The 22,163-nt window shown below is 64.9% G+C and carries 19 protein-coding genes; 4 read left to right on the plus strand and 15 right to left on the minus strand.

Annotated features, from left to right (window positions below; translation table 11 throughout):
- Positions 1-6: 6 nt before the first annotated feature.
- From rplU to ACXJKC_RS09210, 3 genes are all read right to left on the minus strand, one after another.
- On the minus strand, positions 7-312 hold the full coding sequence (gene rplU / locus ACXJKC_RS09200) for a 50S ribosomal protein L21 (protein WP_456696648.1): 306 nt from the start codon (positions 310-312) through the stop codon (positions 7-9).
- A gap of 93 nt (positions 313-405) precedes the next feature.
- A complete protein-coding gene (locus ACXJKC_RS09205) occupies positions 406-2,988 on the minus strand; it encodes an Rne/Rng family ribonuclease (RefSeq protein WP_456696401.1) in 2,583 nt (860 codons plus the stop codon).
- A gap of 167 nt (positions 2,989-3,155) precedes the next feature.
- Positions 3,156-3,920, minus strand: a complete 765-nt coding sequence (locus tag ACXJKC_RS09210; RefSeq protein WP_456696402.1) for a TIGR03936 family radical SAM-associated protein — start codon at positions 3,918-3,920, stop codon at positions 3,156-3,158.
- 26 nt (positions 3,921-3,946) lie between these two features.
- On the opposite strand from ACXJKC_RS09210, the gene ACXJKC_RS09215 reads away from it, so the two are divergent.
- The gene (locus ACXJKC_RS09215; protein WP_456696403.1) at positions 3,947-5,167 is read left to right on the plus strand and encodes an MFS transporter; all 1,221 of its coding nucleotides are present in this window, start codon (positions 3,947-3,949) and stop codon (positions 5,165-5,167) included.
- Between the two features lie 3 nt (positions 5,168-5,170).
- Here ACXJKC_RS09215 and ACXJKC_RS09220 read toward each other — a convergent pair whose 3' ends face one another.
- From ACXJKC_RS09220 to ACXJKC_RS09230, 3 genes are all read right to left on the minus strand, one after another.
- Entirely contained in the window at positions 5,171-5,365 is a 195-nt protein-coding gene (locus tag ACXJKC_RS09220) for a hypothetical protein (protein WP_456696404.1), read from the minus strand.
- Between the two features lie 115 nt (positions 5,366-5,480).
- Entirely contained in the window at positions 5,481-6,479 is a 999-nt protein-coding gene (locus tag ACXJKC_RS09225; RefSeq protein WP_456696405.1) for an O-methyltransferase, read from the minus strand.
- Between the two features lie 93 nt (positions 6,480-6,572).
- A complete protein-coding gene (locus ACXJKC_RS09230; RefSeq protein WP_456696406.1) occupies positions 6,573-8,504 on the minus strand; it encodes a TIGR03960 family B12-binding radical SAM protein in 1,932 nt (643 codons plus the stop codon).
- Between the two features lie 88 nt (positions 8,505-8,592).
- Here ACXJKC_RS09230 and ACXJKC_RS09235 point away from each other — a divergent pair, with 88 nt between their 5' ends.
- Positions 8,593-9,219: a hypothetical protein gene (locus ACXJKC_RS09235; protein ID WP_456696407.1), complete on the plus strand. Its 627-nt coding sequence runs from the start codon at positions 8,593-8,595 to the stop codon at positions 9,217-9,219.
- Positions 9,220-9,228: 9 nt separating this feature from the next.
- On the opposite strand, the gene ndk is transcribed toward ACXJKC_RS09235, so the two are convergent.
- The 3 genes from ndk to ACXJKC_RS09250 are packed head-to-tail and all read right to left on the minus strand — an operon-like array spanning position 9,229 to position 11,353.
- Positions 9,229-9,636 carry a nucleoside-diphosphate kinase gene (gene ndk / locus ACXJKC_RS09240; RefSeq protein WP_456696408.1) on the minus strand — a complete coding sequence of 136 codons (408 nt, stop codon included), beginning with the start codon at positions 9,634-9,636 and terminating at the stop codon, positions 9,229-9,231.
- Between the two features lie 38 nt (positions 9,637-9,674).
- The gene (locus tag ACXJKC_RS09245; protein ID WP_456696409.1) at positions 9,675-10,019 is read right to left on the minus strand and encodes a DUF4233 domain-containing protein; all 345 of its coding nucleotides are present in this window, start codon (positions 10,017-10,019) and stop codon (positions 9,675-9,677) included.
- Positions 10,016-11,353: a bifunctional folylpolyglutamate synthase/dihydrofolate synthase gene (locus tag ACXJKC_RS09250; protein WP_456696410.1), complete on the minus strand. Its 1,338-nt coding sequence runs from the start codon at positions 11,351-11,353 to the stop codon at positions 10,016-10,018. The genes ACXJKC_RS09245 and ACXJKC_RS09250 overlap by 4 nt, the downstream gene beginning before the upstream one ends.
- Positions 11,354-11,480: 127 nt before the next feature.
- On the opposite strand from ACXJKC_RS09250, the gene ACXJKC_RS09255 reads away from it, so the two are divergent.
- Positions 11,481-13,607 carry an MMPL family transporter gene (locus tag ACXJKC_RS09255; protein WP_456696411.1) on the plus strand — a complete coding sequence of 709 codons (2,127 nt, stop codon included), beginning with the start codon at positions 11,481-11,483 and terminating at the stop codon, positions 13,605-13,607.
- Positions 13,608-13,618: 11 nt separating this feature from the next.
- On the plus strand, positions 13,619-16,243 hold the full coding sequence (gene valS, locus ACXJKC_RS09260; protein ID WP_456696412.1) for a valine--tRNA ligase: 2,625 nt from the start codon (positions 13,619-13,621) through the stop codon (positions 16,241-16,243).
- Here valS and ACXJKC_RS09265 read toward each other — a convergent pair.
- The 6 genes from ACXJKC_RS09265 to ACXJKC_RS09290 all read right to left on the minus strand — a co-directional run bounded on the left by ACXJKC_RS09265 (position 16,209) and on the right by ACXJKC_RS09290 (position 22,096).
- Entirely contained in the window at positions 16,209-17,408 is a 1,200-nt protein-coding gene (locus tag ACXJKC_RS09265; RefSeq protein ID WP_456696413.1) for a saccharopine dehydrogenase family protein, read from the minus strand. The two genes, valS and ACXJKC_RS09265, sit on opposite strands and share 35 nt — an antisense overlap.
- A gap of 41 nt (positions 17,409-17,449) precedes the next feature.
- Positions 17,450-18,721, minus strand: coding sequence for an ATP-dependent Clp protease ATP-binding subunit ClpX (gene clpX, locus ACXJKC_RS09270; protein WP_456696414.1), 1,272 nt, complete (start codon positions 18,719-18,721; stop codon positions 17,450-17,452).
- A gap of 141 nt (positions 18,722-18,862) precedes the next feature.
- The gene (locus ACXJKC_RS09275; protein ID WP_456696415.1) at positions 18,863-19,465 is read right to left on the minus strand and encodes an ATP-dependent Clp protease proteolytic subunit; all 603 of its coding nucleotides are present in this window, start codon (positions 19,463-19,465) and stop codon (positions 18,863-18,865) included.
- Positions 19,462-20,040 carry an ATP-dependent Clp protease proteolytic subunit gene (locus tag ACXJKC_RS09280; protein WP_456696649.1) on the minus strand — a complete coding sequence of 193 codons (579 nt, stop codon included), beginning with the start codon at positions 20,038-20,040 and terminating at the stop codon, positions 19,462-19,464. Before ACXJKC_RS09280 ends, ACXJKC_RS09275 begins: the two co-directional genes overlap by 4 nt.
- Positions 20,041-20,166: 126 nt before the next feature.
- Positions 20,167-20,940 (minus strand): SDR family oxidoreductase, encoded by a 774-nt coding sequence (locus ACXJKC_RS09285; RefSeq protein WP_456696416.1) that lies wholly within the window; start codon positions 20,938-20,940, stop codon positions 20,167-20,169.
- On the minus strand, positions 20,933-22,096 hold the full coding sequence (locus ACXJKC_RS09290) for a phytanoyl-CoA dioxygenase family protein (RefSeq protein ID WP_456696417.1): 1,164 nt from the start codon (positions 22,094-22,096) through the stop codon (positions 20,933-20,935). The genes ACXJKC_RS09285 and ACXJKC_RS09290 overlap by 8 nt, the downstream gene beginning before the upstream one ends.
- Positions 22,097-22,163 lie beyond the last annotated feature (67 nt).

Genomic DNA, 22,163 nt, shown 5'->3' on the forward strand with positions numbered 1-22,163 from the left:
AGTCCTCTACTTGATTCCGGTGATCTTCACCTGGGTGTACTTCTGACGGTGACCCTGACGCTTCTTGTAGCCGGTCTTGTTCTTGTACTTCTGGATGACGATCTTGGGGCCCTTGGCGTCGCCCACGACCTCGGCCGTAACCGTGACCTTGGCCAGCGCGGCGGCATCAGCCGTCACCTTGTCACCATCGACGAAGAGCACCGCGGGAAGAGAAAGCGTCTCGCCTTCGGCCTGGGTGGTCTTGTCGATCTGGATGACGTCACCGACAGCAACCTTCTGCTGGTTGCCGCCACTGCGCACGATTGCGTACACCACGGAATCCTCACTCATTTCAAATCTGGGGCGCGGCCCACGTGGACGCAAGACGCGCAAAAAACGGGGCGCAGAGCGCACCGAAGGACTAGTTTACGGAGCAAGACCCTCCCGGGTCAAAACGGGGGTCTCTCCCCCGCCATTTTCGGCCGAGGACGGGGCCTCGGCAGGCGGTGTCGGGGGTCCGGCAGGCTTGGACGCCGACCCGCGCTTGCGGGTCGTCCTCTTCGCCGGTGTTGTGGCCACGACAGGCGTCGGGGCCTCAACGGGTGCTGCGGGTTCAACCGGTACTGCTGCTTCGACAGGCGGCGCCGGGGGTGCTGGCGGTGCCGGTGGTGCTGTCTCGGCTGGTGGCGGGGGCGGCGGCGGGGGCGTCTCCGCGACTGTCTCGGCCGGAGCCGGGACGGACGCGATGGCGGCCTCTTTGGGTTCGACCGGTTTGGCCGCTGCTTTGTTGCCACCGTTGCCTTGGCCGCCACCATTGTTCTGGCCGCCACCATTGTTCTGGCTTCCACCGCGGTTGTTGTTGCCGCCGCGGCCGCCACGTCCGCCACGACGCGGCTCTTCCTTCTTGGGCTCGACCGGGGTGTCCTGAATCACGACACCACGGCCCTGGCAGTGGTCACAATCGACGCTGAACGACTCCAGCAGTCCGGTGCCGATGCGCTTGCGCGTCATCTGCACGAGGCCCAATGACGTGACCTCGGCGACCTGGTGACGCGTACGGTCACGTCCCAAGCATTCGACGAGGCGTCGCAGCACCAGCTCGCGATTGCTCTCGAGCACCATGTCGATGAAGTCGACCACGATGATGCCGCCGATATCGCGCAGCCGCAGTTGACGAACGACCTCTTCGGCCGCCTCCAGGTTGTTCTTGGTGACAGTTTCTTCGAGGTTGCCGCCCGAGCCGGTGTACTTTCCGGTGTTGACGTCGACCACCGTCATGGCCTCCGTGCGGTCGATGACCAGCGAGCCGCCCGAGGGCAAGAAGACCTTGCGATCGAGCGCCTTGTGGATCTGCTCGTCGAGGCGGTACGACGTGAAGGCGTCCACGTCCTGGTTGCTCCAGGCCGTGACCCGCTCGGCCAGGTCTGGGGCGACGTGATCGATATAGCCCTTGATCATGTCCCAGGCGTCGTCGCCTTCGACGACCAGATTGTTGAAGTCCTCGTTGAACAGATCGCGGACGACCTTGATCATCAGGTCCGGCTCGGAGTACAGCAGCTCGGGGGCATGACCCGCCGCAACCTTGCCCTCGATGACTTCCCAGCGCGCCGTCAACGCCGTCACATCGCGCGTCAGCTGCTCCTCGGTCGCACCTTCGGCGGCCGTGCGCACGATGACGCCGGTGTTCTCGGGCAACACTTCCTTGAGCAGGCTCTTGAGCCGCGAGCGCTCGTTCTCGGGCAGCTTGCGCGAAATGCCGCTGGTCTGCCCACCGGGGACCAGCACCAGGAACCGTCCCGGAAGGCTGATCTGGCTGGTGAGCCGGGCGCCCTTTTGTCCGATCGGATCCTTGGACACCTGCACGAGGATCGTCTGGCCGGGCGTCAGCGCGTCTTCGATCTTGCGCTGTTTGCCGTTGCCGAGCGTCGTCCAGTCGACTTCACCGGCGTACAGCACGGCATTGCGACCGGCTCCGATGTCGACGAATGCGGCTTCCATGCTCGGCAGGACGTTCTGCACCTTGCCCAGATAGACATTGCCGATGATCGAGGTCTGCGATTCGCGGGCGACGTAGTGTTCGACCAGCACATTGTCCTCGACGACAGCGATCTGCGTGTAGTCATCGCGCTGGCGCACGACCATCTCGCGCTTGACCGATTCACGACGGGCCAGGAACTCGGCCTCCGACACGATCGGGGCACGACGACGGCCTGCTTCACGGCCTTCCCGGCGGCGCTGCTTCTTGGCCTCCAGGCGGGTCGAGCCCGCGACGCCGGTGATCTCGTCCTCCGCAGTGCGGCCGTTGCGCACCCGGACGACAGTGTTCTCTGGGTCATCGGGCTGAGTGTCGGCACCTTCGCCTGCACGGGCACGACGCCGGCGGCGACGCGTGCCGCCGTTGCCTTCCTCATCGGACTCGGCGGCCTCGTCGTTCTCAGCGGTCTCGTCCGAATCGCTGTCGCCCTTGCGACGACGGCGACCGCCCCGGCTGCGACGACGGCGGCGCGGCGCGTCAGGATCATCATCTTCGTCGTCGGAGTCGTCAGATTCGGCGTCGACCTCGCTGGTGTCGACATCCTCGACATCTTCGTCAGGCTCGATCCGCGGAGCACGGGCGGGAGCGAGGCCGGGCTCGGGAGCCTGGAACATCGCCGCAGCCGCGAACGCCGGTGCGAGGGTCGGCTGAGTCGTCGCTTCGACGTCGGCCTCGACCTCTTCGTCGGCAGTTGCGGAGTCAGTGACCTCGGGCTCAGGAGCCTTGGCCTTCTTGGCCGGAGCCCGTCGCTTGCGAGCAGCGGTCTTCTTGACCGGAGCCTCGTCGACCGAAACGGCGGTCTCGGCATCGGCGTCCGTCTCCGGCTCAGCCTTCTGCGGCGCGACCTTCTGGGGCGCGATCGGTGCCGAGAAGCTCACGGCGACCGGTGGGCCAGCGGGACGTCCGGCTGCTCGTCGCCGCGTCGCGGGGGCTGATGTGCTGGCCTCGGTGGGTGTTTCGTTGTCGTCGAGCATGCGCTCTCCTTCGCCCCGTCCCGATCAAATCGGGGCTGGGCACGTATGCGGTCCGGCGCTGCGGACCTGAAGCTTCGGTCAACCCCTGCGCCACGCGCCGGGGGGCGACGGCGACCCTCGGTTTGTCACATCAGCTCCCGCACCCGCCCGCCGCGGTCGACATCCGGTCAGGATGCGTCGCGGTCGAAGGCAAGTGGATCGCCTACCGTACCTTCATCTGAATCCAGAGGGCCTTGGGCCAAGCGAGTCGCGATGGGCGTCTGCGTGGCTTTCAAGTCCCCACTGGAACGGAGTCCGGCAAGAACGTCGTCTGGTCGTATCGACGGTGTGTCGTGTCGCACGACCACCGCCAGTATCGCACATGGACCCACCGAGGTCTCGTCGGAACGCGCGGAAAGGCTCAGCACCGCGGCCCGGCAGTCGAGCGTACGTAATCCGCGCTTCATCATCCGTTCGATCAAAACCTCCTCGGCGGCGAGGAAACCCGCGACGGCCGACTGCGCATGCTCGAGGCTGACCCCTGGCAACGCGATCTCCCAGGAACTGGCTTCGAGCCGGTCGGCTAGTGCTCCCGGCTTCGCGACCACGACGTCCACGATATCGATCCCGGCAGGCAGCGCGGAGTCGAGCAGTTCCCTGACTTGATCGGGATCCTGCGGTCGGACCAGACCGATTTCGAGGTATTCGGCCTCGCTCGCGGCACCGGTCGGAGATGCGTTCGCATAAGAGATCTTGGGGTGCGGCGTGAATCCCGACGAGAACGCGATCGGGATGCCGGCGCGACGTACGGCCCGTTCGAAGGCACGGGCGAAATCACGGTGACTCGTGAACCGTAGTCGCCCGCGTTTGGCGTATCGGATGCGCAGTTTCTGCACGATAGGCAGCTGCGGGTTCGGGGCTTCGGGGTTAGGTGTCCCCTCCAGGGTTGTCACTTGTCGAGGTTACCTAGGGTGGGTCAGTGCGCAAAGAACCGGTGGCCTCGTCTGCAACTCCTGTCCCCGGCGGACGTTGGCTCGTCGTCATCGCGATCGTCTTGCTCGCTGCGAACCTGAGGGCCGCGGTCGGCAGCATCGGCGTCGTCCTGGAATCGGTTCGCGAGGACCTGGCCATGACTGCCACGGTCGGCGGCATCCTCACGACGCTCCCGGTGGTGTGCTTCGCGGTGTTCGGCGTGGGATCGGCCGGCATCGTACGTCGCCTGGGTCTTCACCTGTCCGCCGCGATCTTGTTGATGATGATCGCAGTCGGCCTCGTGACCCGTTCCTTGGTGCACAACCAGTTCTTGTTCCTGCTGTGCAGCATGATCGCGCTCGCCGGAGCCGCGGTCGGAAATGTGATCCTGCCGCCTTTGGTCAAGGCGCATTTCCCCGATCGGATCCCGCTCGTCAGCTCGCTCTACGGTGCGGCTCTGATGGGCGGCGCGTCGCTGTCCTCCGTCGCGACTGTTCCATTGAGCGATGCGTTCGGCGGATGGCGCGGCGGGCTCGCGGCATGGGCCGCGCTTGCGGCGATCGCACTCGTGCCTTGGCTCTTGATGTTGCGCGGCGACATCCACGCCGCCCCGGTCGACCAGCATCGTTTGCCGCTGCGCGATGTCATCCGGTCCCCCATCGTGTGGGCCATGCTGCTGCTGTTCGCGACTCAGTCGGCCGGGGCATATGCCCAGTTCGGCTGGTTCCCCGAGATCCTGACCGATGCCGGCATCTCGCGTGGCTATGCCGGCGCCCTCCTGGGTGTGATCAGCGGAGTCGGCATCCCGGTGACCCTCGCACTCCCCTGGCTCATCCGGGTGACCGGCGAGACCGCGTATCTGCCCTGGGCGTTCAGCGCCGTCACTGCCGGCGGTTGGCTCGGCCTGCTCCTGTCACCGGCCTCGGTGCCGTGGCTGTGGGCCTTCCTCCTCGGCCTCGGCGGTGCGGCGTTCACCTGGACGCTGACCATGATCGCCCGACGGACGCGAACGACCGCCGGAACCGCGACGCTGTCCGTCGCGACCCAGGGCATCGGCTACCTGATAGCCGGCATCGGTCCCTTCGGCGTCGGGGCACTGCACGATCTGAGCGGGTCATGGACCGTCCCGCTCATCGCACTGATCGTGCTGGCGGCGTTCATTGCGGTGTTCGGCACGATCGTGGCGCGACCCGTCATGCTCGAGGACACGCTCAAACCGCGCAACTGACGTTCAGCAACTGAGCGGGGTGCCGGCAGCGCTGCGGCTCACCCGCGCTAGACGCGCCCGGCGGGCCATGACGGCCAGACGGCTGACACCGCGTTCTTCGGCAGCTCGTTCGGTGGCGATGCGGCGCTGCTCGATACGTTCGGTGAGCTCGCGATCATGCTGCTGTATTTCGATCTGGATGGCGAATTCGTTGATCATGATGTCTCCTTACGACATCAGTCATGCTCGTCTCTGAGGCACCCTCGCCACATCGGGCGGATGGCGTATCTTCGCCCGATCGCCTACCTCAGAAGCTCGTCAGATCAGCTCAGATTCACCCAGGCTCGACGTCGACCGTGAGTACCACGGAGCGGTCGAGTCGTTCGGCCACGCTGAGCCGGCGGCCGGCGGGCCTCCCGTCGAGCCAGAGCTGGAGGATTTGCTGCTCGTCAGAGCGCACTGTGTCGTCGAGGATCACAATCGATCCCGCCGACAGACGATCGGCCAACAGCGGGAATCCCGGATACCTGACCTGCGGAGCCAAGGCGCCGATCGGACCATCTACGAACAGCAGGTCGATCGTCGTCAGGTCGCCGGGCAGCCCTGAGAGGTCGTACCACGGTTGTGGATCACGGCCGGGCAACGCGGTTTCGATCAACGGCGCGTGGATCACCTCAGCGCGATGGGACAGCCCGAAATCGGCCAGTCGCGTCCGCGTGAGCTCGGCGTACTCAGCACTCGATTCCAGCGCCACGATGCGTCCGGGACCGCCACGATGTTCCAACGCAGTGGCGAACCAGACCGTCGAGCTGCCCGACCCGCACTCGACGATCGTCTGTACCGACGAACTCCTGATGCGGTCGATTGCCGACACCAGGGTCGCCGGTGTCATCGCCCACGCGCCGAGTTGGGGCATCGGGTGCTCATGCGGGACGATTCCCCGGTACGCACGGCCCAGCTCGACGGTCTCTTGCGGCACTTGTCGTACTGCGAGCAGGGTTTCGCGCATCGCTGCATCATTTCTCGCCATGGCCGGCTGGAAGCCACGTAGGTCGCTTTGCAACACAGCGCGCAGCTCGTCTATCCGGGCGCGCTTCGGCAGTTTGCCGACCTTGTCGCTCGTCGCATCGATCCGCCGGCCGAGCGCTTCGAGAGTGCCATTGACCGCTTGCGCCCACAGCACGATCCACACGAATCCGGCCAGACCCCCCACACCGAACAATGCAAGCGCTAAGTCGGACCACGATGCCAAAGCTGCCCCGACTCCCAAGGCGGCCGCCGTCGCGGACGCGACGAGCAGTAGACGACGCTTACTGATCACGGTTCTGCTCACTGAATCCCTCCCGAGCCTCGTGCACACTGGGGCATCCAGTACGCCTGCGACGATACCCGCCGTACTGTCAGGTTGCCTGTCACGCAGGCTCGCTCACATCACGGTCAACGGCAACAGATTCCTGCCGGTGGGTCCGATCTGGATCTCCAAATCCATCTGCGGGCAGACACCACAGTCGAAGCACGGCGTCCACCGACAGTCTTCGACCTCCAGGGCCCCGTCCGGGTTCAGCGAATCTTGCCAGTCCTCCCACAGCCAGTCACGATCGAGGCCCGCGTCGAGATGGTCCCACGGCAGCACCTCGGCGTATTCACGCTCGCGCACGGTGTACCAATCGAGGTCGACTGGCTCGTCGGCGAGCGCCTCGGCCGACTTGGCAGCCCACCGGTCGTAGGAGAAGTGTTCGCTCCAGCCATCGAACCGTCCTCCGTCCCGCCAAACCGCTTCGATGATGCGGCCGACCCGCCGATCGCCACGCGACAGCAGTCCTTCGATGATGCCCGGCTTGCCATCGTGATAGCGAAAACCGATCGCCTTGCCGTATTTTTTGTCGGCGCGCACCTCGTCGCGGAGTTTCTTCAGTCGCTCGTCAGTCGTCTCATGGTCGAGTTGCGAGGCCCATTGGAACGGAGTGTGAGGCTTAGGCACGAATCCACCGATCGATACCGTGCAACGGATGTCATTTCGTCCCGACGCCTCGCGGCCGGTCTGGATGACCCGCTTGGCGAGCTCGCCGATCTGCATGACGTCGTCGTCGGTCTCGGTCGGCAGACCGCACATGAAGTACAGCTTGACCTGGCGCCAACCGTGCGAATATGCCGCCGCGACGGTCTTGATCAGGTCTTCCTCGCTGACCATCTTGTTGATGACCTTACGCATGCGGTCGCTACCGCCCTCCGGAGCGAACGTCAGGCCCGAGCGGCGTCCGTTGCGGCTGAACTCATTGGCCAGCGTGATGTTGAAGGCGTCGACGCGCGTCGACGGAAGCGACAACGAGGTGTTGGTGCCCTCGTAGCGATCACCCAGCTGTTTGGCGACCTCGCCGATCTCGGTGTGGTCGGCACTGCTGAGGCTCAGTAGTCCCACCTCCTGGAAGCCGGTCTTCTCCAGACCGTTCTGCACCATCTGGCCGATGCCCTCGATCGAACGCTCACGGACCGGACGGGTGATCATGCCGGCCTGACAGAACCGGCAGCCGCGGGTGCAGCCGCGGAATATCTCGACGCTGAAGCGCTCGTGCACGGTCTCAGCGAGAGGCACGAGCGGATTCTTGGGGTACGGCCAGGAGTCCAGATCCATCAGTGTGTGCTTGGCGATACGCCACGGAACGCCGGGACGATTGGGCACGACGCGCTGGATTCGACCGTCTGGCAGATAGGTCACGTCATAGAATTTGGGGACATACACGCCCCCGGACTTGGCCAACCGCAGCAACACCTCATCGCGTCCGCCTGGGCATCCCTCGGCCTTCCACTCGCGGACGACCTCACTGATCGCCAGCACGATCTCCTCGCCGTCGCCCAGAACCGCCGCGTCGAGGAAGTCGGCGATCGGCTCAGGATTGAACGCCGAGTGTCCACCGGCAAGGACGATCGGATCGTCATCGCCTCGGTCGACCGCGTGCAATGCGATACCGGCAAGATCGAGCGCATTGAGGAAGTTGGTGTAACCCAGTTCGGTTGAGAACGACATGCCGAGCAGGTCGAATGCCTTCACTGGGCGGTGTGCGTCGACGGTGAATTGCGGGATGTCGTTATCACGCATGACCTTCTCCATATCGGAGAAGACCGCATACGTGCGCTCGGCCAGGATCCAATCACGTTCGTTGAGTACTTCGTACAAGATCTGGACACCCTGGTTGGGCAGCCCGACCTCATAGGCGTCGGGGTACATCAACGCCCAGCGGACCTCAGCTAGATCCCACTCCTTGGTCGTAGCGTTGAGCTCGCCGCCGACGTACTGGATCGGCTTTCCGATGGACGGCAGCAGAGGTTCCAGGCGCGGAAATACAGACTCGACGGACATGGAGCAAGCGTAGAACCTCTCCACCACATGTCGAAATCCTCCGCACCCGCATGGTGGCAGGACAACTCCCACGGCCTAGGCTCGAACGGTGAGACGACGTCAGCGCAAGAACCAGCCATTCACCGTCAAGTACGTGCCGGTGGCGACCGACGGATCACTCGATCAGACCTTGACGATCACCAACAACACCGAAGTCTCGGTTCAGCCGACCTTGCGGTTCCAGGTCTACAACGCCTACGGAAGCGCGCTGCCTCACGTCACCACGAGAGGCGTCAACGGCTCTCACGTGGGCGCCGCGGTTTTGCCGGCCGGAGGCACGCTGCGCGAAGTGCTGCGGTTCGACGGTCAAGGCGCCGACCAGGTCCAGGGTGTCGCGGTCGAGCTTGCCGCAGCTGAGGAGGTCGATCATCCCGCGCTCGAACAGGACGTGAAGTCGGTCATGATCGATCTGGACCAAAAGGCCACCGCCGAGCCGGAGGACTTCTGGGGCATCGGCCTGGTCAACCCGAATCCTTTCGGCGTCACGATGCGCATCTCACTCGTCGAGCTGGAGGACTCCCGTCCGGGCCGCCCTCGTCAGGTGCTCGACGCCGTGACGCTGCAGGACGACATCGACATGGCATCGGCCTCGAATCACGTCATCTGGTTGCCCGAGGATGTCCGCGGGAAGTTCCACGACGTCGTGCACCACCTGCGGATGCCGACGTACGCCTGAGAATTTCGTTCAGAGACCGGGGAACCAGAGGGCCATCTCGCGCGCAGCCGACTCCTCGGAGTCCGATGCATGAACCAGGTTCTCGCGGTTGGACAGTGAGAAGTCACCGCGGATCGTGCCCGGCGCGGCGGCGCGGCCGTCGGTTGCCCCGTTCAGCGTCCGGACGACTGCGATCGCCTCGTCACCTTCGAGCACCAGCGCCACGAGAGGACCGGAGACCGCGAACTCACGCAGCGGCGGGTACCAGGGCTGTTCCACGTGTTCGGCGTAGTGCGCGTCGGCCTGCGCCGCATCGATCGTGCGCTGTTCGAGCGCGACCAGGGTGAGCCCCTTGGCCTCGAACCGGGACAGGACCTGCCCGACCAGTCCGCGTCGTACAGCATCGGGCTTGATCAGGACCAAAGTGCGTTGTGCCATGGTGCGACCCTATCGGGGCCCGTAGGACAACGGAGCGTTCACTCCCCTGCAGCGGCTTCGCGGGCCCATCGCGCTTTGTCGTCCTCGATCTTGCGACCGAGGAAGAACGCTCCGAACCACAGAGCCGCGAACATGGCTCCGACGAAGAACATGATCGGCACGAGGAAGCCCATCGCGATCGCGGCGAGCTGGATCGCATGGCCGACGAAGTAGGCCTGCGGACGTCGCAGAGAGCCGGCGACCAGGATGCACAGCAGCGCCAGGCCGAGGCCGACCGTCAGCGCTGCGGCCTTGTCGACGTCCTCGACCGAGATCATGACGGGAGCCGAAAGACCGAGGACTATGGCCTCGAGCGTCAGCATCGCTGCACACATGCCCCTCATATGACGGTGCCTCCGAGCAGCGTTCGGGCTTCACCGACAGTGACGACCGAACCGGTCACCAACACGCCGCCGCTGCCGATCGCGTCATCGCCGCCGTCGCCTCCATCGGCCATCGCAACAGCCCGTTCGAGGGCATCGTCCAGCCGATCAGCGACGCTGACCCGCTCGTCACCGAAGATGTCGCGGGCCAGTTCGGCTAGCTCCTCTGCCGGCATCGACCGCGGCGTGCTGTTCTGCGTGCAGATGATCTCGGCCATGACCGGTTCGAAGATCCGCAGCAGCTCCTCGACGTCCTTGTCGGCCATGACGCCGACGACGCCGATCAACGGGCTGAACGAGAAGGAGTCCTGCACCGCTTCGATCGTGGCGTGCGCCCCGTGCGGATTGTGGGCCGCGTCGAGCAAGACCGTCGGACTGCGGCGGACGACTTCGAGCCGTCCGGGCGAGGTGACCTGCGCGAATGCGCCGCGGACCAGGTCGGGGTCGAGCTGTTTGCTGCCCGTGAACGCCTCTACGGCCGCGAGCGCGTACGCCGCATTGTGGGCCTGGTGCGCTCCGTGCAGCGGCAGGAATATCTCATCGTAGGATCCGCCCACGCCCTGCAGGCTGATCTGCTGACCGCCCAACGCCGTGATGCGGTGGTTGACGCCGAAATCGACGCCTTCGCGCAGGACGATCGAGCCGACCTCGAGTGCGCGGCCCACCAGCACGTCCATGACCTCCGGCGACTGCTCCGCAATGATCACATGAGATCCGGGTTTGATGATGCCGGCCTTCTCGACCGCGATGATCTCTGGCGTGTCACCGAGGTACGACGCGTGATCCACGCCGATTGGTGTGATGACCGCGACCTGTCCGTCGGCGACGTTCGTCGCATCCCACGAACCGCCCATGCCGACTTCGACGACCGCGACGTCGATCGGCGCGTCCGCGAATGCCGCATAGGCCATCGCGACCATCATCTCGAAGTACGACAGCGGATGCTCCGACGAATCATCGACGATCTGCGCATATGCCGCGACATCGGCGAATGCATCGACGAACAGCTGTTCGCTGAGCGGCTGGCCGTCGATGCAGATACGTTCGGTCATCGACTGCAGGTGCGGACTCGTGAACCGTCCGGTGCGCAGATCGAGCGCACGCAGCAAGGTGTCGATCATCCGGCTCGTCGACGTCTTGCCGTTCGTGCCGGTCAGGTGAACGACCTGATAGGCCTTCTGGGGATCGCCGAGAAGGCGACAGATTGCCGCGATCCGGTCGAGTGACGGGTCGAGACGGGTCTCGGGCCAACGGCCGAGAAGTGCGCGCTCGACCTCCGCATACGTAGGAGTCATCACGACCCATTGTCGCAGCCGCCGATCCGCGATCAATCGCTGGCATAAGTGTTCAAATTGTCGGAATCTTCCGCCATGATGAGACAGCCCAAACAACGCGCCACAAGCGCTCGGGGGAAGGCCAGTCATGAATCGCAGCATCGCCGGATGGATCACGCACCGCTGGATCAAGTGGGTCGTACTCGCACTCTCACTGATGACTCTGGTGGTGATGGGATCCCTGGGTTCCAAACTCACCAGCGTTCAAGACAATGACATCGCCTCCTGGCTGCCCGGCGATGCCGAGTCGACCAAGGTCATCAACAAGGCTCAGCAGTTCTCCAACCCCGACGACATCCCGGCCGTCGTGCTCTACACCCGAGAGGGCGGCATCACACCGGCCGATCTGGCCAAGGCCAAGTCCGATGTCGCCGCGCTGGGCCAGGTCGAGACGGTCCAGGGCAATGTCACCGGCCCGATCCCCTCCGAGGACGGCGAAGCTCTGCAGACCATCGCGACGATTCGAATGAGTGAGGACGGCTGGGAGGATCTGCCCGACCGGGTCGACGACATTCGAGCCATTGCCGAGAAGAACGCCGAGGGCCTCGACGTGAGTCTGGCCGGTCCGGCCGCACTCGGCGCCGACCAGGCCGAGGCCTTCTCGGGAATCGATGGGATCTTGCTGCTCGCCGCCGTTGCGATCGTCTTCGTGATCTTGCTGATCACCTATCGCAGCCTGCAGCTCGCGCTGCTGTTCTTGTTGTGCGGTGTCGGTGCGGTCGGAATCGCCCAGGGTGTCGTGTACCTGCTTGCCAAACACGCTGACCTGACGGTCAACGGACAGAGCGCCGGCATCTTGAGCGTCCTGGTGCTCGGCGCAGGAGTCGACTACGCATTGCTGATCGTGGCCCGATATCGCGAGGAGCTGCACAACTACGAGGACCGCCATGTAGCCATGGCGCACGCGCTTCACCGCGCGGCGCCGGCGGTTCTGGCCAGCGGTGCAACCGTCATCATCGGCTTGCTGTGCCTGATGTTCGCGCAGATGAACTCCACGGCCAGCCTCGGCCCGGTTGGCGCTGCCGGCATCGCCTGCGCCCTACTTGTCATGCTCGTGATGCTGCCTGCCCTCTTGGTCATCGTCGGCCGCTGGATCTTCTGGCCGTTCGTGCCCCGGTTCGGTGCACCCCTGCGCAGTGAGACCGGGTTCTGGGCCAAGGTCGGGCGACGCATCAAGAAGGCCCCACGGGCCGTCTGGGTCGTCACGACGCTCGTGCTGATCGGCTTCTCGTTCGGCATCCCCCAGCTCGACGCCGACGGCCTGACCAATGAGCAGAGCTTCACCAAAGAACAGCCTTCCGTCCTGGCCGAGCAGAAGCTGGCCGAGCACTTCCCCGGCGGCGCCGGCTCCCCCGTCGCGGTCATCGCCAATGGCGATTCCGCCGATGCGGTCAAGACCGCATTCGCCGAGGTCGACGGAATCGACGCCGCCACCGTTGCACTCAAGAGCCCGGCCGGCAGCCCCATCGCCTACCTCGAAGGAACGCTGACGTCTGCGCCCGATTCCAAGGACGCCTTCGCGACCGTCGATCGGGTCCGTGATGCGGTACACGCGGTCGACGGCGCCGATGCGCTCGTCGGTGGGAACACGGCAGTCAACAAGGACGTCCAGAACGCCTCCGGCGCCGACAACAGACTGATCATCCCGATCATCTTGGCGGTCGTACTTTTGATTCTGGCGCTGTTGCTGCGATCCATCGCCGCGCCGTTGATCCTTCTGGTGACCGTCGTGATCTCGTTCGCTGCGGCCGTCGGCATCAGCGCACTGGTCTTCCAGCACATCTTCGGCTTCGAGGGTGCCGATTCGTCGTTCCCGCTGTTCGCCTTCGTGTTCTTGGTCGCGCTCGGCATCGACTACAACATCTTTTTGATGACCCGGGTCCGTGAGGAGTCGTTGAGATTCGGTACACGTCGCGGGGCGCTGATCGGCCTGGCCGCAACCGGTGGCGTGATCACGTCGGCGGGCTTCGTGCTGGCCGGCACGTTCACAGCTCTGGCGACACTGCCGATCGTCTTCTTGGCCGAGCTCGGATTCGTGGTAGCGCTGGGTGTTCTGCTCGACACGATCATCGTGCGATCGGTCCTGGTGACGGCGCTCAACCTCGACATCGGTCGCCACATCTGGTGGCCCAGCAAGCTCGCTCAGAAGCAAGACGTACCCGAGGAGGAGACGCCGGTGCAGGCCAAGAGCCTGACCTACTCCAGCGACACCTAGACTTGCCTGTCGTGACTAGCGAACTCGACAAAACCAGCAGCAGGGTCGGCGTCCCCGAGAAGCCCGTCCTCGAAGGCCTCGAGGACACCTGGTCGAAGCGGTGGGCCGAGCAGGACACCTACACATTCGATCGCACCAAGACCCGCGACGAGGTGTTCTCGATCGACACCCCGCCGCCGACGGTGTCGGGCTCCTTGCATGTCGGTCACGTGTTCTCCTACACACATACCGATCTGGTCGCCCGCTACCAGCGGATGCAGGGCAAGGAAGTCTTCTACCCGATGGGTTGGGACGACAACGGTCTGCCCACCGAACGTCGGGTGCAGAACTACTTCGGCGTCCGTTGCGATCCGTCGCTGCCCTACGACGCCGACTTCACTCCTCCGGAGAAGCCCGATCCCAAGCGGCAGATCCCGATCAGCCGGCAGAACTTCATCGAATTGTGCAATGAGCTCGTCGAAGAAGACGAAAAGGTCTTCGAGAAGCTCTGGCGCACGCTGGGTCTCAGCGTCGACTGGAGCCAGACCTACACCACGATCGGTGACAAGTCGCGTGCTGTCTCCCAGCGCGCGTTTCTGCGCAATCTGGCTCGCGGAGAGGCATATCAGCAAGACGCTCCGACGCTGTGGGACGTGACCTTCCAGACCGCTGTCGCGCAGGCAGAGCTCGAAGCACGCGAGTACCCCGGCGCGTACCACCGCGTCGCGTTCACCCCAACCATGGGAATCCCCGGAGCCGAAGGCTCCCACGTCTACATCGAGACGACCCGCCCCGAGCTGATCGGCGCCTGCGTCGCGCTGATCGCGCACCCCGACGACGAGCGCTACCAGGGTCTGGTCGGCACAACTGTGACCTCCCCGCTGTTCGGCGTCGAAGTCCCGGTCGTCGCGCACACCCTCGCCGATCCCGACAAGGGTTCGGGCATCGTGATGTGCTGCACGTTCGGCGATCTGACCGACGTCATCTGGTGGCGTGAGCTGCAGTTGCCGAACCGGACGATCATCGGTCGCGACGGTCGCATCCTGCCCGATGTGCCCGACTGGATCAGCAGCGATGGCGGCCGTGAGCTCTACACGTCGCTGGCCGGCAAGACGACGTTCTCGGCACGTGAACTCGTCGTCGAGGCTCTCAAGGCATCCGGTGAACTCGACGGCGATCCCAAGGCGACGCAGCGAATGGCGAACTTCTACGAGAAGGGCGACAAGCCGCTCGAGATCGTCTCGACCCGCCAGTGGTACCTCACCAACGGCGGACGCTCGGCCGACCTCCGCACGGCTCTGGTCGCTCGCGGCGATGAGATCAACTGGGTTCCCGAGTACATGCAGTCACGTCTGACCAACTGGATCGACGGGCTCAACGGCGACTGGCTCGTCTCACGTCAGCGCTTCTTCGGGATCCCCTTCCCGGTCTGGTACCGCCTCGACGAAGCCGGCGAGCCCGATTACGACAACCCGATCCTGGCCGACGAGGCAAGCCTGCCGGTCGATCCTGCTGCCCAGGCACCCGAAGGCTTCGAGGAGTCGCAGCGCGGCCAGGCCGGTGGCTTCATGGCCGACCCCGACGTGCTCGACACCTGGGCCACGTCATCGCTGACACCGCAGATCGTGTGCGGCTGGGAGACCGACAACGATCTGTTCGAGCGCACTTTCCCCATGGACGTCCGCCCACAGGCGCACGACATCATCCGCACCTGGCTGTTCTCCAGCGTCGTGCGCGCACACCTCGAGAACGGTGCCGCGCCGTGGCGCAATGCCACCATCTCGGGCTTCGTGGTCGACCCCGATCGCAAGAAGATGAGCAAGTCCAAGGGAAATGTCGTCGTCCCCGACGAGATTTTGACCAAATACGGCGCCGACGCCGTGCGATGGCGCGCGGCCGGTGCCCGTCCAGGCACCGACTCGCCCTTCGACGAGGCCCAGATGAAGGTCGGCCGCAGGCTTGCCATGAAGGTGCTGAACGCCAGCAAGTTCGTGCTGGCGTCGGAGGAACAGTACGGTCTCGGCGCCGATGCGTCGTACCTCGACACCGCCCGGGTCACCGAGCCCATCGACCTGGCCATGCTCACCAAGCTGCGCGCTGTCGTGGACGAGGCGACAGCGGCGTTCGAGGAGTTCGACTACGCCACGGCGCTCGAAGTCACCGAGAAGTTCTTCTGGGCCTTCTGCGATGACTACCTCGAGCTGGTCAAGGAGCGGTCGCGCCGCGACGATGCGGGCGGCGCGTCGGCCAAGAGCGCGTTCGTCCTGGCCCTCTCGGTGCAGCTGCGCCTGCTGGCCCCGTTCCTGCCGTATGTGACCGAAGAAGTCTGGTCATGGTGGCAGGAGGGATCGATCCACCGTTCGGCATGGCCGGTCAACGCGATCGACCTGAAGACGTCGGATCAAGATCCAGGTGTGCTCAGCGCCGCCGCCGCCGTGCTGGCCGACATCCGGGGCGCCAAGTCGACCGCCAAGGTCAGTCAGAAGACCGAGATCACGAGCCTCGCGATCAGCGGCAAGGCTGCCGCGCTCGAACTGCTGTCCTTGGCGCTGCCCGATGTCATCGCCGCCGGAAGGGTCACGGAGGAACCAACGCTGACCGCAGACGAAGCCGCAGACGGGTTCACCGTCCAAGCCACCCCGGCCCAGCCCGAGTAGACGTAAGAATCGGGTTCTGTCCGCGATATCGCGGACCCGCCGCCTGCAGGCGTCCGATCAGTTTGTCTCCCATGGCCACTGCCGTCGTGGTCTGCCCTGACACGTGCGGCAACTCGTCGAACGCCAAACAGAGGGCCGACTCGCTCAGCATCTTGGCAGTCTCGGTATAGCCCGGGTCACCGCCGCTGACCTGGGTCGTCACAGTTGTGCCACCGCCTGTGGCCACCAGCCGAAGTTTGAACCAGGACTTAGCCCGCTTCTCGTCCGACGGTCCGTCCCCCGGCGACCTGAGTTTCAGCAACAACGAACGCGTCGGTTTGAGCTGCGCTCCCGCGAGCAGGAACGCTCCGCCAGCCACCGTGCCAAGCATCATCGGCAGTCGCTTGAACTGCGCGAAATGCGAATAGCTGAACTCTGGGCCGTACCGTTCCAACGACCTGGCCGACCGCAACACGATCTGGGGATCGATCGTGGGCAGTGGCAAGGCCCACCCCGACCCACCGGCACCACGACCGATCTTGCCTCCGCCGCGGACCTTGCGCCCCTCGGGACGGACCTCGTGCTTACGGCGTTCGGCAGCGGTCTGCCCCGCCTGACGGATTCGCCCGAACGCCCCGATCGCCGAGTGATAGGTCCCACCGGAGGCGACTCCACCGGCGCGGATGTAACCCTCGACGGAGATCGGCACTCCCTCGGGCATCTGCTCGACGGTGTAGAGCACGCCCAGATCGTAGGGAATCGAGTCGAATCCGCAGGCGTGGATCAACCGTGCGCCGGTCTCCTTCGCGACGCTGTCGTATTTCAGCCACATCGCATCGACGAACTCCGGCTCACCGGTCAGGTCGACGTACGCGATACCGGCCTCTGCCGCTGCCTTGACGGCCGGCTCACCGTGACGGACGTAGGGTCCCACCGTCGTGATGAGCACCCGCGTGCTCTGAGCGAGCGCAGCCATCGACGCGGCATCCTCGGTGTCGGCCGCGATGACCTCGGGCCGGACGCCGCCTAGGGTCTCGACCCGCTCGGCGATCGCCGCGAGCTTGGTCGGATTTCGCCCGGCGATGGCCCAGGTGGCACCGGCAGGTAGATGGGTACTCAGATAGTCAGCGGTGAGCGCCCCGGTGAAGCCTGTGGCGCCCAGAAGGGCGATGTCGACAGAGGTCATGTCGCAAACCTACCCACTGGGCCTATCCTCTGGGCAGAGGACTAAGACGCCTTCTTGGCCACCTCGTCGTGGGTCAACACCTGCGGGCCCTCCGCGCCGGCGACCGTCGCGGCCGTCACGATGACCTTCGCGACGTCGTCACGGCTGGGGATCTCGTACATGACCGGTTCGAGAACTGCTTCGATGATCGATCGCAGACCACGCGCACCGGTGCCACGCTCCAATGCGAGTTCGGCCATCGCTTCGGCGGCCTCCTTGCTGAATTCGAGCTCGACACCGTCGATCTCGAACAGCCGGACGTACTGCTTGGTCAGCGCATTGCGCGGCTCCGTCAGGATCGCGACGAGCGCGTCCTGGTCGAGATTGTCGACCGCAGCGATCACCGGCAGACGACCGATGAACTCGGGAATCAGACCGAATTTCAGCAGATCCTCGGGCAGTACTTTGGAGTAGAGCTTATGAGGTTCGGTCGTGGTGCCGATGTCCTGCTTGGCCGTGTTGAAGCCAAGGCTCATCTTGCCGCTGCGACCTTCGATGATCTGGTCGAGACCTGCGAACGCACCGCCGACGATGAACAACACATTGGTCGTGTCGATCTGAATGAACTCCTGGTGCGGGTGCTTGCGGCCGCCCTGGGGAGGAACCGAGGCAGTCGTTCCCTCGAGGATCTTCAGCAGTGCCTGCTGGACGCCTTCGCCCGACACATCGCGGGTGATCGACGGATTCTCGCTCTTGCGCGAGATCTTGTCGACCTCGTCGATGTAGATGATGCCGGTCTCGGCCTTCTTGACGTCGTAGTCGGCGGCCTGGATCAGCTTGAGCAGGATGTTCTCGACATCCTCGCCGACATAGCCCGCCTCGGTCAGTGCCGTGGCGTCGGCGATCGCGAACGGCACGTTGAGCATGCGCGCGAGGGTCTGCGCCAAGTAGGTCTTGCCACAGCCGGTCGGTCCGACGAGCAGGATATTGGACTTGGCCAGCTCGACCTGGTCTTCCTTGCCACGTGCGCCGGCAGCTTGAGCCTGGACGCGCTTGTAATGGTTGTAGACCGCGACGGCCAGCGACTTCTTCGCACCGTCCTGACCGATCACATAACCGTTGAGGAAGTCGAAGATCTCTTGCGGCTTGGGCAACTCACCGAGACTCAGCTCGGCGCCTTCGGCCAGCTCCTCCTCGATGATCTCGTTGCACAGGTCGATACATTCATCGCAGATGTACACGCCGGGACCGGCGATGAGCTTCTTGACCTGCTTCTGGCTCTTTCCGCAGAAAGAACATTTGAGCAGATCGGCTGTTTCACCAATGCGTGCCATGGAGAGAGACCCTTCCTACCAAGACGTGTCAACGCCTGCGCTGAAGACTTCCGACGAGCGACCGAGACGACGTGCCTTCCACCGTAGCGGCGAAATGCCACATCGTCTCGGTCACCACACCGGATGTCGCGATGAGACTGACTAGATGGCCGGGACCTTGAGCGTGTCGAGAACCTCGTCCACGAGGCCGTACTCGACGGCCTGCTGCGCGGTCAGGATCTTGTCACGGTCGACGTCCTTGCTGACTTCCTCGATCGACTTGCCGGTCGCGTCGGACAGCATCTTTTCCATGAGCTCGCGCATCCGGAAGATCTCATTGGCCTGGATCTCCAGGTCGGAGATCTGCCCGCCGGTGCCCTCGGTGTAGGGCTGGTGGATCAGGATGCGGCTGTTCGGCAGGGCGAGGCGCTTGCCCGGCGTTCCCGCGGCGAGCAGGATCGCCGCTGCCGAGGCTGCCTGGCCCAGGCACAGTGTCTGCACGTCGGGCTTGATGTAGCGGATCGTGTCGTAGATCGCCGTCAACGCGGTGAACGAGCCACCGGGGCTGTTGATGTAGATGCTGATGTCACGATCGGGGTCCATGGCCTGCAGGCTCATGAGCTGCGCCATGACGGCATTGGCGACATCATCGCTGATCGGCGTACCCAGCATGATGATGCGGTCTTCGAACAGCTTGGTGTAGGGATCGATGCGCCGGAAACCGTATGACGTGCGCTCTTCCCACTGCGGGATGTAGTAACTCATGCGCTGATATCTCCTGCGGTCTTGACGACGTGATCGATAAGGCCGTACTCCTTGGCCTGCGACGGCGTGAACCACCGGTCGCGGTCGGAGTCGAGCTCGATCTGCTCGACGGTCTGGCCGCTGTGCAGCGACTGGAGCTCATTGAGCTGCTTCTTGAGCAGGACGCTCTGCTGGGCCTGGATCTTGATGTCCGAGGCCGAACCGCCGATGCCGCCGGAAGGCTGGTGCATCATGATGCGCGCGTGCGGGAGGGCGTAGCGCTTGCCCGCTGTGCCGGCTGCGAGCAGGAACTGGCCCATCGAGGCGGCCAGACCCATGCCGAACGTTGCGACGTCGTTCGAGATGAACTGCATCGTGTCGTAGATCGCCATACCGGAATCGACCGAGCCGCCGGGGCTGTTGATGTACAAGAAGATGTCGGCCTGCGGATCCTCTGCGTTGAGCAGGAGCATCTGGGCGCAGATCGCGTTGGAGTTGGAGTCGCGCACCTCTGAACCGAGGAACACGATGCGTTCCTTGAGAAGCCGCTGGTAGATGTGGCCGTCGAGATCCGAGGGGCCGGCCTCGCCGGCCATCCTCGGCGACAGTGGGCTGGAGCTGTCCGATGTGTTCACGTCCCCAAACCTAGACGGCCGGTGCGACGAACACACGCGAAAACACGACTGTTCGCTGATGGCATACGAGCACTGCCGCGAGTCGCCTCAATCCAGGCCGCCCAGGACCTGCTGGTCCCAGTCGATGACCGAACCGGTGACGACTCCGCTGCGCTCCGACAGGAGCAGGACGACCAGTGCCGCGATGTCGTCGACCTGACCGAGCTGCCCCATCGGCTGGGACGCGTTCGCCTGCTCCAGCCACGTGTCGTCGGCGTCGTGGAACTCCCGCTGCACGGCGTCCTCACCCTCGGTCTCGGTCCAGCCGATGTTGATGCCGTTGACCCTGATGCGGTCCCAGCGGTGGGCGTGGGCGATGTTGCGGGTCAGCCCCGCGAGTCCGGCCTTCGTCGAGGAGTAGGCCGCCAGGAAGGGCTGCCCGCCGTGCGAGGACATCGTGAGGATGTTGACGACGGTTCCTGGAGCACCGCGTCCGACCATGTCGGCGACGGCCGCCTGCATGAGGAAGAACGGCGCTCGCAGGTTGACGGCGACGTGTTGATCGAACAGCTCGGGCGTGGTGTCCAGCAGCGTTCCTCTGCTGGTCAGGCCTGCCGCGTTGACGAGCGAGTCGATCCGTCCGTGTCGCTCGATCGTTGCTGCGACGGCCGCCTGCGCCTGGGCGATGTCGGCGACGTCGCACTGCACGAAGCTCGCGGCGTCGCCGACGTCGCACACGAACGCCTCGCCGACGTCGCGGCGACGTCCGGTCACCACAACCGAGGCTCCTTCCGCGACGGCCGCGCGGGCGGCTGCCCCGCCAACTCCTTGGGTTCCGCCGCTGACCAGGACGATCTTGCCGTCCAGGAGGCGCTCAGCCATCGGTCCGGCGGCGGTCGGAGTAGGCGACGATCGCCTCGTCGAGCTGGGCTGACGACCAGTCCTCGGCGAGCGCCTGCTGCAGCAGCTCGCTCTGGGCGAGCGGGGTCAGCCCGCCGATGGGTTGGTCACGATCGAGGTTGGTCGGGAAGGGATAGCCCTCCGCCGTCGCCGCGATCGCGTTGGCGAGCTGCGCCGGATCGGTGCCGGCGTCCCGCCGTGCGGCGAGGACCGGGTAGACGGCCTTCGACATGCGGGCCCGGTCGACCGACTCCATGGCGCGGCCGAAGCCCGACGACACCTGCAGCAGGTTGGCCATGCGCTGGACGTCGGCCGAGGCGTTGGTGCCGGCGCCGTGGAACAGCGCCGGGTTGAAGAAGGCCGCGTCTCCGGTGGCGAGCGGAAGCTGCACGTAGTGCTCGGCGAAATACTCACGGAACTCCGGCAGTCGCCAGGCAAGGTAACCGGGGGCGTACTTGTGCGAGTGCGGCAGGTACATCGTCGGTCCGCTCTCCACGGGCATGTCGGAGTGCGCGACGGCACCCTGCAAGGTCAGCGTCGGCGACAGCACATGGACGTGCGTCGGATAGCGCTCGACGACCTCGTTCGACAAGAAGCCCAGGTGGTAGTCGCGATGCGGGTCCTGAGCGACACCGCCGGGGCGGACGACGTTGACCTGTGAGGTGACCTGGTAGCCGGGCCCGAGCCAGGCTCGGGAGATCAGGGCGATGATGTCGTTGGCGTAGTAGTCGACGAACGCCTCCGGGTCGCGCAGCGCGAGCTTCTCCAATGCGTTCCAGACCCGGCTGTTGGCTCCGGGCTTGGCGAAGTGGTCGCCCGGCGCGGTGCCGGCGAGACGTTCGGCGGCGATGATCTCGTCGAAGACTGCGGTGACCCGGTCGACGACGGCGTGATCGGGGTAGGCGCCTTTCAGCACGACGATGCCGGGACCGTCACTGAGTGCCCGGGCAAGCTCGCCTTCCGCCTCGACGGGATCAGCTTGTCGCAGGACCTCGGACTCATAGATGAGGACGCCGTGGTCGACCCCGTGGGCCAACGGGTAGTCAGCGGGGTCGGTCACCTCCGCGACGACGGCGTCGAAGTCGTCGATCCGGCAGTCGGTCTCGCGCAGGCGGGACGCTGTGACGGTGCTGAACATGGATGCTCCTTTGCTCCGGCTGTGTGCTCTGGCTGTTCTTCGACGGTAGTTCTCGCGCTAGGCTCAC

This window comes from Aeromicrobium sp. P5_D10 (genome assembly GCF_054049535.1).

Bases quoted from the DNA above. Each gene is read 5' to 3' on its own strand.
- clpX (WP_456696414.1), bottom strand. From the start codon at position 18,721: ATGGCACGCATTGGTGAAACAGCCGATCTGCTCAAATGTTCTTTCTGC.
- ACXJKC_RS09250 (WP_456696410.1), bottom strand. From the start codon at position 11,353: ATGACTCCTACGTATGCGGAGGTCGAGCGCGCACTTCTCGGCCGTTGG.
- ndk (WP_456696408.1), bottom strand. From the start codon at position 9,636: ATGGCACAACGCACTTTGGTCCTGATCAAGCCCGATGCTGTACGACGC.
- ACXJKC_RS09275 (WP_456696415.1), bottom strand. From the start codon at position 19,465: ATGAGTTACTACATCCCGCAGTGGGAAGAGCGCACGTCATACGGTTTC.
- ACXJKC_RS09285 (WP_456696416.1), bottom strand. From the start codon at position 20,940: ATGGCTGAGCGCCTCCTGGACGGCAAGATCGTCCTGGTCAGCGGCGGA.
- ACXJKC_RS09220 (WP_456696404.1), bottom strand. From the start codon at position 5,365: ATGATCAACGAATTCGCCATCCAGATCGAAATACAGCAGCATGATCGC.
- ACXJKC_RS09290 (WP_456696417.1), bottom strand. From the start codon at position 22,096: ATGTTCAGCACCGTCACAGCGTCCCGCCTGCGCGAGACCGACTGCCGG.
- ACXJKC_RS09255 (WP_456696411.1), top strand. From the start codon at position 11,481: ATGAATCGCAGCATCGCCGGATGGATCACGCACCGCTGGATCAAGTGG.
- ACXJKC_RS09265 (WP_456696413.1), bottom strand. From the start codon at position 17,408: ATGACCTCTGTCGACATCGCCCTTCTGGGCGCCACAGGCTTCACCGGG.
- ACXJKC_RS09230 (WP_456696406.1), bottom strand. From the start codon at position 8,504: ATGTCCGTCGAGTCTGTATTTCCGCGCCTGGAACCTCTGCTGCCGTCC.
- ACXJKC_RS09205 (WP_456696401.1), bottom strand. From the start codon at position 2,988: ATGCTCGACGACAACGAAACACCCACCGAGGCCAGCACATCAGCCCCC.
- ACXJKC_RS09245 (WP_456696409.1), bottom strand. From the start codon at position 10,019: ATGAGGGGCATGTGTGCAGCGATGCTGACGCTCGAGGCCATAGTCCTC.
- ACXJKC_RS09280 (WP_456696649.1), bottom strand. From the start codon at position 20,040: ATGGCCGGCGAGGCCGGCCCCTCGGATCTCGACGGCCACATCTACCAG.